Raw genomic sequence first — 14,128 nt, forward strand, 5'->3', positions numbered from 1 at the left:
TAGGCTGGCTGGCGTCGTCGGGTGGCTGCAGGACGAACGGAACGTCCTACCCGCTGGGAGGGCGTTTCATGCGTGCCATGAGCCCCTTTCAGTCGGATGGTGCGGCAGGATTGCGGTGACCCGTCGGTGTACATCCACACACCACCGAGTCACGCAACGGCGCGCGACAGGAGCCAAGAAGTCATGCAGACCAAGCTGGACGCAGCCAAGGCCGAACTGCTCAAGAAGGCAGCCGCAGCCGCTGAGAACAGCCAGGTGGGGGGAGCGGCGCCGGGGGAGGGTCTGAGCAACGGCGCTCTGACCGCGTACCTGCACCACTACTACCTCCACACCGCGCCCGACGACCTGGTCGACAGAGACCCGGTCGACGTGTACGGCGCGGCCGCCTCCCACTACCGCCTGGGCCTCAAGCGCCCGCAGGGCACCGCCGAGGTGCGGGTCCACACCCCCTCGGTCGAGGAGAACGGCTGGTCCTGCGGCCACACCGTGGTCGAGGTCGTCACGGACGACATGCCCTTCCTGGTCGACTCCGTCACCAACGAGCTGTCCCGCCAGGACCGCGCGATCCACGTCGTGATCCACCCCCAGCTGGTCGTCCGCCGCGACATCACCGGCAAGCTGCTGGAGATCCTGGACGTCGACGCCTGCTCCCGCAGCCAGGCCGCCGGCACCGAGTGGCCCGCCGACGCGACCGTCGAGTCGTGGATGCACATCGAGGTCGACCGCGAGACCGACCGCGAGGACCTGCGCGCCATCGAGGCCGACCTGCGCCGCGTGCTCGGCGACGTCCGCGAGGTCGTCGAGGACTGGGGCAAGATGCGCGAGAGCGCGCTGCGCCTGGCCGACGAGCTGGCCGAGGAGCCCCCGGCGGGCCTGCCCGAGCAGGAGGTCGGCGAGGCCTGGGAGCTGATGCGCTGGCTCGCCGACGACCACTTCACCTTCCTCGGCTACCGCGAGTACGACCTGGTCGAGCACGAGGGCGAGGAGGTCCTCAAGGCCGTCGCCGGGACCGGCCTCGGCATCCTGCGCTCCGACCCGCACAGCCACGACGACGCCCACCACGCCGTCAGCGAGGCCTTCGGCCGGCTCTCCGCGCCGGTGCGCGCCAAGGCCCACGAGAAGAAGCTGCTCGTCCTGACCAAGGCCAACAGCCGGTCCACCGTGCACCGCCCGGCCTACCTGGACTACGTCGGCGTGAAGAAGTTCAACGCCGCCGGCGAGCCGGTCGGCGAGCGCCGCTTCCTCGGCCTGTTCTCCTCCGCCGCCTACACCGAGTCGGTCACCCGCATCCCGGTCGTGCGCCGCAAGGTCCAGGAGGTGCTGGAGGACTCCGGCTTCTCCAGCGAGAGCCACGACGGCCGCGACCTGCTCCAGATCATGGAGACCTTCCCGCGGGACGAGATCTTCCAGACCCCGGCCTCCGAGCTGCTCTCCATCGCGACGAGCGTGCTCTACCTCCAGGAGCGCCGCAAGCTGCGGCTGTTCCTGCGCCAGGACGAGTACGGGCGCTACTTCTCGGCGTTCATCTACCTGCCGCGCGACCGCTACACCACGCGCATCCGGCTGCTGATCACCGACATCCTCAAGGAGGAGCTGAACGGCGCCACCATCGACTACACGGTGTACGCCACCGAGTCGGTGCTGACCCGTCTGCACTTCGTCGTCCGGGTCGCCCCGGGCACCGCGCTGCCGCACCTCAGCGACACGGACATCGAGCGGATCGAGAACCGCCTGGCCGAGGCCGCCCGGTTCTGGATGGACGGCTTCCACGACCAGCTGCACACCGAGCTGGGCGAGGAGCGGGCCGCCGAGCTCGGCCACAAGTACGCCAACGCCTTCCCCGACGGCTACCGCGCCGACTTCCCGCCGCGCACCGCCGTCGCCGACATCAAGCAGATCGAGTCGCTGCACGGCGAGGGCGACTTCCGCCTGAACCTGTACCAGCCGGTCGGCGCCGGCGACGACGAGCGCCGCTTCAAGATCTACCGGGTCGGCGGCCCGATCTCGCTGACCGAGGTCCTGCCGGTGCTCCAGCGCCTGGGCGTCGAGGTGCTGGACGAGCACCCGTACGCGCTGCGCCGCTCCGACGGCAGCACCGCGTGGGTCTACGACTTCGGCCTGAAGCTGCGCGAGGCCACCGAGCTCACCGACGAGGCCCGCGAGCGCTTCCAGGAGACCTTCGCCGCCACCTGGACCGGCAAGGCCGAGAACGACGGCTTCAACGAGCTGGTGCTGACCGCCGGGCTGACCTGGCGCCAGGCGATGATGCTGCGCGCGTACGCCAAGTACCTGCGCCAGGCGGGCTCCACGTTCTCCCAGGACTACATGGAGGACGCGCTCCGCAACAACACCCACTCCACCCGGCTGCTGGTCAACCTGTTCGAGGCCCGGCTGAGCCCGAGCCACCGCGCGGGCGCCCTGGAGCTGACCGAGGGCATCCTGGAGGAGCTGTCCGGCGCCCTCGACGAGGTCGTCTCGCTGGACGAGGACCGCATCCTGCGCTCCTTCCTGAACCTCATCAAGGCCACCCTGCGGACCAACTTCTTCCAGCACGCCGCCTCCGGCGAGTGGCACTCCTACGTGTCGATGAAGTTCGACCCGAAGGCCATCCCGGACCTGCCGGCCCCGCGCCCGGCGTTCGAGATCTGGGTCTACTCGCCGCAGGTCGAGGGCGTCCACCTGCGCTTCGGCAAGGTCGCCCGCGGCGGTCTGCGCTGGTCCGACCGGCGCGAGGACTTCCGCACCGAGATCCTGGGCCTGGTCAAGGCGCAGATGGTCAAGAACACCGTCATCGTCCCGGTCGGCGCCAAGGGCGGCTTCGTCGCCAAGCAGCTGCCGGACCCGGCGGTCGACCGCGACGCCTGGCTGGCCGAGGGCGTCTCCTCGTACAAGACCTTCATCTCGGCGCTGCTCGACATCACCGACAACCTGGTCGGCGGCGAGGTCGTGCACCCGGCCGACGTGGTCCGCCACGACGAGGACGACACCTACCTGGTCGTCGCCGCCGACAAGGGCACCGCGACCTTCTCGGACATCGCCAACGGCGTCGCCGAGTCCTACGGCTTCTGGCTGGGCGACGCGTTCGCCTCCGGCGGCTCGGCCGGCTACGACCACAAGGGCATGGGCATCACCGCCCGCGGCGCCTGGGAGTCGGTCAAGCGCAACTTCCGCGAGCTCGGCGTCGACACCCAGACCGAGGACTTCACCGTCATCGGCATCGGCGACATGTCCGGCGACGTCTTCGGCAACGGCATGCTGCTCAGCGAGCACATCCGCCTGGTCGCCGCCTTCGACCACCGCCACATCTTCCTGGACCCGAACCCGGAGGCGGCCTCCTCGTACGCCGAGCGCCGCCGCCTGTTCGAGCTGCCGCGCAGCTCCTGGGACGACTACGACCGGTCGCTGATCTCGGCCGGCGGCGGGGTCTTCCCGCGCAGCGCCAAGTCGATCCAGCTGACCCCGCAGGTCCGCGCCGCCCTCGGCGTGTCGGCGACCAAGCTGACCCCGGCCGAGCTGATGCGGGCCGTCCTCCAGGCCCCGGTCGACCTGTTCTGGAACGGCGGCATCGGCACCTACGTCAAGGCCTCCACCGAGACCAACGCCGAGGTGGGCGACAAGTCCAACGACGCCATCCGGGTCAACGGCGAGCAGGTCCGGGCCCGGGTCATCGGCGAGGGCGGCAACCTCGGCTGCACCCAGCTCGGCCGCATCGAGTACGCGGCCACCGGCGGCCCGGAGGGCACCGGCGGCTGGATCGACACCGACGCGATCGACAACTCGGCCGGTGTGGACACCTCGGACCACGAGGTCAACATCAAGATCCTGCTCAACCAGGTGGTCGCCGAGGGCGACATGACGGTCAAGCAGCGCAACGTCCTGCTGGCCGAGATGACCGACGAGGTCGGCCACCTGGTGCTGCGCAACAACTACGCGCAGAACGTGGTGCTGGCCAACGCCGTCGCCCAGGCGCACAGCATGGTCAACGTGCACGCCCGGATGATCAGCCGCTTCGAGTCGGCCGGCCGGCTGGACCGCGGGCTGGAGTTCCTGCCCGCCGAGCGCCAGATCCGTGAGCGCCAGCAGAACGGCCGCGGCCTCTCGCAGCCCGAGATGTCCGTCCTGCTCGCCTACACCAAGATCATCCTGGCCGAGGAGCTGCTGGCCACCGAGCTGCCGGACGACCCGTTCTTCCGCACCTCGCTGCACGAGTACTTCCCGACCGCGCTGCGGGCGAGGTTCGCCGACGCGATCGACAACCACGCGCTGCGCCGCGAGATCATCACCACGCTGATCGTCAACGACACGATCAACCGCGGTGGCTGCACCTTCGCCTTCCGCCTGAAGGAGGAGACCGGCGCGACCTACGAGGAGATCGCCCGGACGCACACCGCCGCGCGGGCCGTCTTCGACCTGGAGCCGATCTGGGCCGAGATCGAGGACCTGGACAACAAGGTCCCGGCCCGGGTGCAGACCAAGATGCGGCTGCACTCGCGGCGCCTGGTCGAGCGCGCCACCCGGTGGATGCTCAACAACCGCCGCCAGCCGCTCGACATCGCCGGCACCATCGAGTTCTTCCACGACCGGGTCAACCAGGTCTGGGCGTCGCTGCCCAAGCCGCTCCGCGGCGAGGACCTGACCTGGTTCGAGTCGATCTACGGCGAGCTCGCCGCGGCCGGGGTGCCGGAGGAGCTGGCCACCCGGATCGCCGGCCTCTCCTCGGTCTTCCCGACCCTGGACGTCGCCGAGGTCGCGGACCGCTCCGGCAAGGACGTCGCCGAGGTCGCCGACCTCTACTACGACCTGGGCGACCGGCTCCAGATCTCGCACCTGCTCGACCGCATCATCGAGCTGCCCCGCACCGACCGCTGGTCGTCGATGGCCCGGGCCGCGATCCGCGAGGACCTCTTCGCGGCGCACGCGGCGCTGACCGCCGACATCCTGGCCTGCGGCCCCGAGGGTGCGACCCCGGAGGAGCGGTACACCGCCTGGGCCGAGCTCAACGCGACCCTGCTGAACCGCGCCAAGAGCACCCTCGACGACATAAGGGGTTCGGACAACTACGAGCTGTCCAGCCTCTCGGTCGCGATGCGCGTCATCCGCACCCTGCTGCGCACCGGTTCGATGCGCTGACGGACGGCTGTACCGGAGGGGCCCGCGTCCACGGACGCGGGCCCCTTCCGCATGTCCGGCCGCCCGCCCGGAGGGCCGTCCGACGGCCCTCCGGAGAAGTCGCGCCGAGGGTCGTCCGGAGGTCCGTCCTGAGGTCCGTCAATTCCGGAGCGTGACAGCGGAATCACGCTGCGCGCGAATCGAAGTGTGGTCGGGATGTGTCCCTATGGTTAACGCGGCGTCACGAATGCCGCCATTTCTTGTCAGAGTTCCCAGCAAGTCGTGGAATTTCGCCCCAACTGCCCTTTTTGCTATCTGTTCTGACATGGCATGAGGTGCAGTAGGCTGACTCCGCGATAGGCGTCGCCGCAGGTCTCGTACCGGAACGCACTTCGATGTGGTGTGACATCGGGTGCCTTTCGGAGAGGTTCAGGCCGCCAGTCCCATTCGCGTTCCGGGGCCCGGACCGGCCCCACGCGATGCCACCTGAAGAGAGTTTCATGACGTCATTTGTGCAGGAACCCTTTTTCTGGGTCTTCATCGTGGTGATGCTCGTATCCGTCGGAGCGGCCCTCCAGGCCCGCCGGACGAACCTCGCCCTGCGACGGCGCAACGCCTCGCTGGAGGAGGAGAGCGCCCTGGCACAGCGGCAGCGCGAGGAACTCGCCGTGCTGCACGACCGCCTGCAGGGCCAGCACGCCTCCGAGCTGACGGCCGTCCGCCGGGACGCCGAGGAGGACACCAAGGCCGTCCTCAAGGCGGCGATGCGGACGCTGCAGGGCTTGGCCGACGAGCAGCAGATCGTCATCGACAAGGTGCAGCGGAAGTACGGCGACAGCCCGCAGATCCTCGCCGACCTGATGACGATCGACCACACCAACAGCCAGTTCGGCCGGCGTGCCCAGGGCATCGCGGTGCTCTGCGGCGGCTGGTTGGGCCGCCGTGAGAGCGTCGCCTCGGTCTTCGACGTGGTCCGCAGCGCCCAGGGCCGGATCCGGCACTTCGACCGGGTGCGGATCCACTCCCGGGTCAGCGTCTCGCTCGCCAGCAAGGTCGTCGAGCCGGTCGCCGTCGTGCTGTCCGAGCTGCTCGCCAACGCGACCAACTACTCCGCCCCGGACACCCCGGTGGAGGTCAGCGTCCAGGCCGTCCCCACCGGCGTCTGCCTGATCATCGACGACGCCGGCCTCGGCATGGGCCAGGAGGAGAAGGACCGCGCGTCGCTGCTCCTGAACCCGGGCGCGCCGATCAGCCTCACCAGCCTGGGCAACCCCCCGAAGTTCGGCTTCGCCGTCTCCGGCATGCTGGCCGCCCGCTACGGCTTCCGGGTCTCCGTCGACTCCGTCTCCCCGTACGGGGGCGTGCGGGCCGTGGTGCTGCTGCCGGCCGAGCTGCTGAGCAGCGAGGTCGCGGCCCCGCCCGTCGCCGAGCACACCGACTACCAGGCCGCGCCGGTGGAGCAGCCCGCGCAGGCCTGGGCGCCGGGTGCCGGCCAGCGGCTCGTGTCGCTGTCCGAGCCGACGGCGCCCCTGGCCCCGGTGCCGACGCCGTACGCGGCGACGGCGGGACCGGAGACGACCGCGGACGGACTGCTGCCCCGGCGCCGCCGCCAGCGTCCCGTGTCGGTCGTCCCCACCCCGCAGGAGCCCGGTCCCGGTCGGGCCGAGGATCCGCGGGGCACCGGCCAGTACACGCCGTCCCGCCTCGGCGCGTTCCAGCGCGGCACGCTGTCCGGGCGCAACACCATGACCACGGAAGGAACCGAGATCCAGTGAGCCGCGATCTTTCCTGGGTGCTCAACGACGTACTCCAGGTACCGGGCGCCCGGCACGCTATCCTCGTCTCCGCCGACGGCCTCCTGCTCGAACGGTCCAGCGAGATCGGCCGTGACGAGGCGGAGACCAACGCCGCCGCGATGAGCTCGATGCAGTCGCTGAGCCGCGCGGTCGCCCCGTTCGTCGGCGGCGGCGCCGGGGTCTGGCGCCAGACCCTCCTGGAGTACGACCACGGCTGGATCTTCCTGATCGCGGCCGGCAGCGGCGCGTACCTGGCCGCCTCCACCGCTCCCGACGTCGACATGGAGGCGATGTCCTTCCGGATGCAGCAGCAGGTGGGCGCGCTCGGACGGGCGATGTCGGCGGCGCCGCGCCAGAGCACGCTCAGCGGCTCATGACGACCGGCGGCGAGGAACAGCGGGTCTCCGGCGGCTTCATCCGCTCCTACGTCATCACCGGTGGGCGCGCGTTACCGAGTGCGGACGACCTGTCTCTGATCACCCTGGTCACCATCGCGCCCGAGCAGGACCTCCCCGCGCTGCCGAGCCCGGAGACCCGGGCGATCTGGGAGCTGTGCTCCGGCGGCTACCTCTCGGTGGCCGAGGTCGCGGCCCGGCTGGAGCTGCCGGTGGGGGTCGTGAGGCTGCTGCTGACGGACCTGATCCGTGAGGGGCGGCTGCTGCGGCGGTCGGCCCCGCCCCCGGCCCAGGCCCCGGACCCGAGACTTCTAGAGAAGGTACTGCATGGACTTCAACGCCGGTTCGCCTGAGGACATCTACGTCCCGGGCGCGGTGACGACCGCTGTCAAGATCCTGGTCGTGGGGCACTTCGCGGTCGGCAAGACGACGCTCATCGGGGCCCTGTCGGAGATCGCCCCGCTGAGCACCGAGGAGAGCATGACGCAGGCGTCCATCCGCGTCGACGACCTCCGCGGGGTGCCGGACAAGAAGACCACGACCGTCGCCCTGGACTTCGGTCGGCTGACGCTCGGCGACGACCTGGTGCTGTACCTGTTCGGTACGCCGGGCCAGCAGCGGTTCATGCAGCTCTGGGAGGACATGGCGCGGGGGGCGCTGGGGGCGCTGCTGCTGGCCGACCCGACCCGCCTCGCGGACACCTTCCCCGTCATCGACCTGATCGAGCAGTACGGCCTGGAGTACGCGGTCGCGGTCAACAGCTTCGACCGGGAGAGCGGGTACACCGAGGACCAGCTGCGCGAGGCGCTCGACCTGCTGCCGCACACGCCGGTGGTGTTCTGCGACGCGCGGGACCAGCGCTCCTCGGCCAACGCCCTGCTGACGCTCGTCCGGCACCTGCTCGACCGCGCCTCCTGACCTCCCCACGGCTCCTCCCTCCCCCACGCCTTCCTCCCCTCACGTCTCCCGGGTCCCGCACCCGCCCGGGGCCTCCTCCAAGGAACGACCCATGGAATCTCTGCAGCGACCCGTACCGCAGTCGCCTCCGCCGGGCTGCCCGATGCACGCCGGCGTGAGCACGCCGCTCTACGGGGAGATGTTCTCGGCCGACCCCGGCGCGGTCTACGACAAGCTGCGCGCCAACGGCCCGGCCGCGCCGGTGGAGTTGGCGCCGGGGGTGGACGCCACCCTGGTCACCTCGCACGAGGCCGCGCTGCGGGTGCTGCAGAACCCGGGCATGTTCGCCCGGGACTCGCGGCGCTGGGCGGCGCTGAACGAGGGCCGGGTGCCGATGGACAGCCCCGTCCTGCCGATGATGTTCTACCGGCCCAACTGCCTCTTCACGGACGGCGCCGAGCACCTGCGGCTGCGCAAGGCCGTCACCGAGAGCCTGGACCGGCTCAACGACAACCGGCTCAACCGGCACGTCGAGCGGATCGCCGGCTACCTGATCGACCAGTTCAGCGCGCTGGGCCGGGCCGACCTGCTCAACGACTACGCCAAGCTGCTGCCGCTGCTGCTGTTCAACCAGCTGTTCGGCTGCCCGGCCGACATCGGCGACCGGCTGACCCGCAGCATGTCCGCGCTCTTCGACGGCCTCGACGTGATCCAGGCCAACGAGGAGCTGACCTCCTGCCTGATGGACCTGGTCGCGCTGAAGCGCCGCCAGCCGGGCGACGACATCACCTCCTGGCTCATCCAGCACCCGGCCGGGCTGCGGGACGAGGAGCTCAAGGACCAGCTGGTCATGCTGATGGGCGCCGGCGTCGAGCCCGAGCGCAACCTCATCGGCAACGCGCTGCTCCTGCTGCTGTCCGGCGAGGGCGGTGCCGGACTGCGCATCGAGGACGCCCTCGACGACGTGCTGTGGAACAACCCGCCGATCGCCAACTACGCGACGCACTACCCGATGCAGGACCTCAACCTGGGCGGCGTCCCGATGGACGCCGGCAGCCCGGTGGTGATCAGCTTCGCCGCCGCCAACAGCGACCCGGTGCTGACCGACGCCCGACTGACCCTCAGCAAGGGGGCCCACCTGGCCTGGGGCGCCGGCCCGCACGCCTGCCCGGCCAAGTCCCCGGCCCAGCTGATCGCCCTGAGCGCGATCGAGTGCCTGCTCAACGCGCTCCCGGACGTCACGCTCGCGGTGCCCGCGGAGAGCGTCGAGTGGCGGCCGGGCCCGTTCCAGCGCGGCCTGGTCTCGCTGCCGGTGCGGTTCAGCCCGGTGGCCGCCCGCACCGCGGGGCCGGCCGTGGGCGCGGACACCGCCCCCGCTCCCGCGCCCGCGCAGGCCGCCGCCGAGCAGGTGCAGGCGTACCCGCAGGCCGCCGCCGGTCCGGCCCGGGCCCCGCAGAAGAAGGGCTGGTGGAGCTCCTTCCTGGACGTCTTCCGGGTCTGAGGCGTCCCGGGCTCCGGGCTCCCCGGCCCGACCCGCCGTCGTGGGCCGCCCGGCCGTCGGCCGTTCGGTCACGGGCCGTCCGGTCACCGGCTGTTCGGTCACCGGCTGTTCGGTCACGGGCCGTTCGGGTACCAGCCGTTCGGTCACCGGACGTTCGGTCACCGCGAGGTGAACGGCGTGCGACGACGGTGCAGTACGTGACGGGGGCAACACGGATCGACGCTTGAGCGCGCTGGTGCTGGGTAGTACGCCGCCGTACTGCCCGCCCGCGTGTTGAAGGAGCCCGTGTGACCGCCATGTTGGAAGCCCGCCCCGCGGAGTCGGAGCACCCTGACGGCAGGGTCGACCGCCGTGCCGCCGTCCCGCTGCTGCGGAGGCTGCGGTCGGCCGAGGGGCTCGCCGACCCGAGCCCGGTCTACGACGGGCTGCGGGCGCTCGGGGACCTCGTCCCGGCGCCCTGGGGCGGCTACCTGGTCACCGGTTACGAGGCGTGCGACCAGGTCCTGCGCGGCAGGACCTGGCTCGTCCCCGACTTCGCCTGGCAGGAGCGGCAGACCGGGACGGAGCGCTGGGAGGCCGTCGCCACCCAGGAGATGAGCCGCACCCTCTCCCGCCTCAACGCCCCCGAGCACACCCGGCAGCGGCGCAGCCTCGGCAGCCTCTTCGACCGCAACACCCTCCGGGACATGACGCCGCGGATCGAGGCCGACGCCACCGAACTGCTCGACCGCCTGGCCGAGCGAATACAGGCGGACGGCGAGGCGGACTTCGCCTCCGTGGTCAGCGAGCAGCTGCCGATCGGCACCATCGGGCGCTGGCTGGACATCCCCCGCGCGGACTACCCGCACATCCTGACGATGACCCACAACCAGGTGCACGCCCAGGAACTGCTGCCCACCAAGAGCCAGCTGGCGGTCTCCGAGCAGGCCACCATGGACCTTCGCGAGTACTTCACCCGGCTCGTCCGGGAGCGCCGCGACAACGACGGCGACGACGTGATCGCCGGCTGGATCCGCACCTGGGACGCGCTGGAGTCCGACCCCGAGGCCACCGACCGGATGGTCTACCAGCTCACCATGTTCGTCACCATCGCCTCGCTGGAGACCACGGCGACGCTGCTCTCCTCGCTGGTGTGGCAGCTGCTGCGGTCGCCCGGGACGTGGGACTGGCTGCGGGAGCGGCCCGAGCACATCGACGAGGCGATCGACGAGGCGCTGCGCTACGACCCGCCGATCCGCGTCAACAGCCGCGTCGCGGGCGAGGACACCGTGCTGGCCGGAACGTTCCTCCCCAAGGACACCATGGTCCACGTGATGTACGGCGCGGCCAACCGCGACCCGCGCCGCAACCCGGACCCGCACGCCTTCGACCCGCTCCGCCGGGGCACCCACCTCACCTTCGGCGGCGGCGCCCACTACTGCCTCGGCGCGGGCCTGGCCCGGCTGGAGGCGCGGGCCCTGATCGGCCAACTGCTGGAGCGCTTCCCGACGCTGCGGGCGGTGAGCCCACCGGAGCACGCGCCCCGGATGGTCTTCCACCGGGTGACGTCCCTGAGAGTGTCCGCATGAACGTCTCCCCGCAGGCTCCCCAGTACCCCCCGTACGCGATGCAGCCGCCGCCGTACGTCCCGCACCCTTCGACGACGACCGGCTGGTACCCGCCGGCCCCTCAGTCCGCGCCGGTCCCGCAGTCCCCGCCGGTCCCCGAAGGTGCTCCCGCTCCCGAAGGCGCTTCCGCTTCCGAGGCCGCGGTGGTCCCCGAACCCGCGCCCGCCCGTACGGTCCGTTCCGAGCTCCGGGGCGCGGTGCTCCACGTCGAGCTGGACAGCCCGGGGACGGGGAACGCCGTCACCTCGGCCATGCTGGACGAACTCCTCGCCCTCCTCGCCGTCCCCGACCCGGCCGTGCGGGTGATCGTGCTCTCCGCGGCAGGCCGCGACTTCTGCCTCGGCGGCGACCGCGACGAACTCCTCGCGGGCCTGGACGAGGACCCGACCGGCGGCCGCATACGGGCCTACGGGGACAAGGCCCGCCGGGTCTGCGACGCCCTCGTCAACAGCCCCGCCGTCACCATCGCCCGGGTCCAGGGCCGGGCGACCGGTGCCGGCTTCGCCCTGGCGCTCGCCTGCGACCTGCGGGCCGGCGCCGACAACGCCGTCTTCCGGCTGCCCGAACTGGCCCTGGGCCTGCCCGTCGCCTGGGGTGGCCTGCTGCCCCGGCTGCTGCACGAGGTCGGCGCGGCCAGGGTCCGCGAGATCATCCTGACCGGCCGCCCGGTCGGCGCGGTGGAGGCGCGGGAGCTCGCCATCCTGCAGCGCGTCGTCCCCGAGCAGGAGCTGGACGAGGCGGTGGCCGAGTGGGCCCGCCCCATCACGCGCCGCTCCGAGGCGGCCCTGCGGGTCACCAAGACGCTGCTCGCCTCCCACGCGTCGGCCACCCGGCTGGCCGACGCCGCCGTGCTGGACTCCGAGCTGATGGCCTCCGTCCTGGCCGCCGCCCACTACACCCGGAGCCTGGCCGACCGGGGGCCGGCCTCCTGACCGGTGCGTGCGCGAAGGGGCCCGCGTCCTCGGACGCGGGCCTCTTCCGTGCGTGGGGGGAGCCGGTTGTCGATCGTGCCCGCACGTTCGCTACCGTGTGCGGTCGACGAAGGAGAGATGATCATGGTGGGGACGACGCGCGGCGGGCGCGTGGCCGGGGCCGTACTGACGACGGCGCTGGTCATGGCCGGAGCGGCGGCCTGCGGGGGAGACGGGGGCGGCGCTGCCGAGGCGGCGGCCAGTACACCGCCGCAGCCGTTCGGCGCCGCCGGCTACCGCGGGCTCCAGCTCTCGATGACCAAGGAGGAGGCGCTCACCTCCGGAGCCCTGGAGCCGTCGCCGGTCTCGCTGCTCAACGGCTGCACCGACTACGCGTACAAGGGCGGCCCGGCGCCGGACCCGGTCCGGATGGCGGCCGAGGCGGAGGTCCGTACGAAGGCCGACAAGGCCCTGGCCAGGATCGACGAGATCAAGGCGGCCAGGAAGCCGCTCGCGTCCCCGCCGTCCGGGGCCTCGTCGAAGGAGCTGCAGGAGTACCTCGCGGGCCTTCGGGAGCAGCTCGACCAGACCGAGGCGGGGCGGCGGGAGATGGCCGTGCTCTACAAGGACCTGGACCTCCTCGGGCCCGCCCGCAAGAACCGGGACCAGGCCTTCCTGACCACCGGCCGGGTCAACTTCGGCACCGAGGGCCTGCGCCAGCTGGTCGCCCCGGCGGGCGCCCGCACCGCCGAGGGCATCGGCGCCGGCTCGACGGAGGAGGAGCTCAAGCGCGCCTACGAGGGCAGGGACCTCAAGCCGATCAAGGAGGGCGGTTACGAGCTCCCGTCCGAGAGCGGCAGCGGCGGCCCGGACTGGTTCTACGAGTTCACCATGGCCGACGGCAAGGTCGCCGGGCTCGCCCTGGTGAAGCACAACACCTACTGCGCCTGAGAAACCGGTTGTGGATCGTGGCCGCACCCTCGGTACGGTGACCCTCGAAAGATCATGTGGGGGTTTGTGACATGGGGAAGAACCGGGCCATGGTCCGCGCGGTGGGCGTGGGCATCTCGGTAGTACTGCTGGCCGCCTCGGCGGCGGCCTGCTCGTCCGACGACAAGAAGGACTCGGCGAAGGCCGGGGGCGCCGCCGCGGCACCCTCGGCGGCGCCCACGACGAAGGGCCCGGAGGCCTTCGCGGCGGCCGGGTACCAGGGGATCAAGCCGGGCATGGCCAAGGACGCCGGGCTGGCCACCGGCGCCCTGGAGGCGTCGCCGGTCTCGCTGCTCGGCGGCTGCACGGACTTCGTCTACAAGGGCGGACCGGCGCCGGACCAGGCCCGGATGGCCGCCGAGGCGGCCACCGAGGCCCGCTACAAGGACCTCAGCGCCAAGGCCGACGCGGCCAGTGGGAAGGCGCCCGCCCCGGCGGGCACCCTGCCGCCGAACGCCTCCGCCAAGGACGCGGCGGCCGCCGCCGCGGGCTCGGCCGCCGGGGCCAAGGACTCGGCCGCCGCCGCCAAGCTGATCGCCGACTCGACGATGGCCCTGGTCGACCTGAGGGTGGCGCAGGAGGCCAAGGACAAGGCGTACCTGACCACCGGCCGGGTCTCCTTCGCGGAGGCGGGCCTGCGCGAGCTGGCCGCCCCGGCGGAGGCGAGGACGGCCGAGGGCATCGGCGCCGGCTCCACCCTGGAGGCGCTCCAGCAGGCGTACGGCGCCAAGGGCCTCCAGCAGGACAAGAGCGGCAGGTACGTGCTGCCGGTCGAGGGGCAGCCGGGCTGGCAGTACGAGTTCACCGTGGACGCCGGGAAGGTCGTCGGGATGGCCGCGGTGAACCGCGACATCAAGTGCGCCTGACCGTCTGATCGTCCGACCGGTCGATGAGGGCCCCGCCGAACCGTCCGGTTCGGCGG

General features: G+C 71.8%; 10 protein-coding genes. All 10 read left to right on the forward strand.

The features are described from left to right. Nucleotides 1-183 precede the first annotated feature (183 nt). Nucleotides 184-5,130, forward strand: coding sequence for an NAD-glutamate dehydrogenase (locus ACFCY1_RS37075; protein ID WP_074005012.1), 4,947 nt, complete (start codon nt 184-186; stop codon nt 5,128-5,130). Between the two features lie 479 nt (nt 5,131-5,609). Next, nucleotides 5,610-6,884: an ATP-binding protein gene (locus ACFCY1_RS37080; protein ID WP_375877382.1), complete on the forward strand. Its 1,275-nt coding sequence runs from the start codon at nt 5,610-5,612 to the stop codon at nt 6,882-6,884. Continuing rightward, complete coding sequence (locus tag ACFCY1_RS37085) at nt 6,881-7,282, forward strand: roadblock/LC7 domain-containing protein (protein ID WP_049653846.1); 402 nt, start codon at nt 6,881-6,883, stop codon at nt 7,280-7,282. Before ACFCY1_RS37080 ends, ACFCY1_RS37085 begins: the two co-directional genes overlap by 4 nt. Beyond that, nucleotides 7,279-7,653, forward strand: coding sequence for a DUF742 domain-containing protein (locus ACFCY1_RS37090; protein ID WP_049653843.1), 375 nt, complete (start codon nt 7,279-7,281; stop codon nt 7,651-7,653). Before ACFCY1_RS37085 ends, ACFCY1_RS37090 begins: the two co-directional genes overlap by 4 nt. Further along, the gene (locus ACFCY1_RS37095; protein WP_375877383.1) at nt 7,628-8,218 is read left to right on the forward strand and encodes an ATP/GTP-binding protein; all 591 of its coding nucleotides are present in this window, start codon (nt 7,628-7,630) and stop codon (nt 8,216-8,218) included. The genes ACFCY1_RS37090 and ACFCY1_RS37095 overlap by 26 nt, the downstream gene beginning before the upstream one ends. 91 nt (nt 8,219-8,309) lie before the next feature. Then, the gene (locus tag ACFCY1_RS37100) at nt 8,310-9,698 is read left to right on the forward strand and encodes a cytochrome P450 (RefSeq protein ID WP_074005014.1); all 1,389 of its coding nucleotides are present in this window, start codon (nt 8,310-8,312) and stop codon (nt 9,696-9,698) included. Between the two features lie 296 nt (nt 9,699-9,994). Beyond that, a complete protein-coding gene (locus tag ACFCY1_RS37105; protein WP_117491748.1) occupies nt 9,995-11,266 on the forward strand; it encodes a cytochrome P450 in 1,272 nt (423 codons plus the stop codon). After that, on the forward strand, nt 11,263-12,237 hold the full coding sequence (locus ACFCY1_RS37110) for an enoyl-CoA hydratase/isomerase family protein (protein WP_234348645.1): 975 nt from the start codon (nt 11,263-11,265) through the stop codon (nt 12,235-12,237). Before ACFCY1_RS37105 ends, ACFCY1_RS37110 begins: the two co-directional genes overlap by 4 nt. 123 nt (nt 12,238-12,360) lie before the next feature. Continuing rightward, nucleotides 12,361-13,167, forward strand: coding sequence for a hypothetical protein (locus ACFCY1_RS37115; protein ID WP_143204675.1), 807 nt, complete (start codon nt 12,361-12,363; stop codon nt 13,165-13,167). 71 nt (nt 13,168-13,238) lie between these two features. Next, a complete protein-coding gene (locus tag ACFCY1_RS37120) occupies nt 13,239-14,072 on the forward strand; it encodes a hypothetical protein (protein WP_375877384.1) in 834 nt (277 codons plus the stop codon). Nucleotides 14,073-14,128: the final 56 nt, after the last annotated feature.

Origin of the sequence: Kitasatospora sp. NPDC056273, assembly GCF_042268845.1 — a bacterium.
Lineage (GTDB): Bacteria > Actinomycetota > Actinomycetes > Streptomycetales > Streptomycetaceae > Kitasatospora.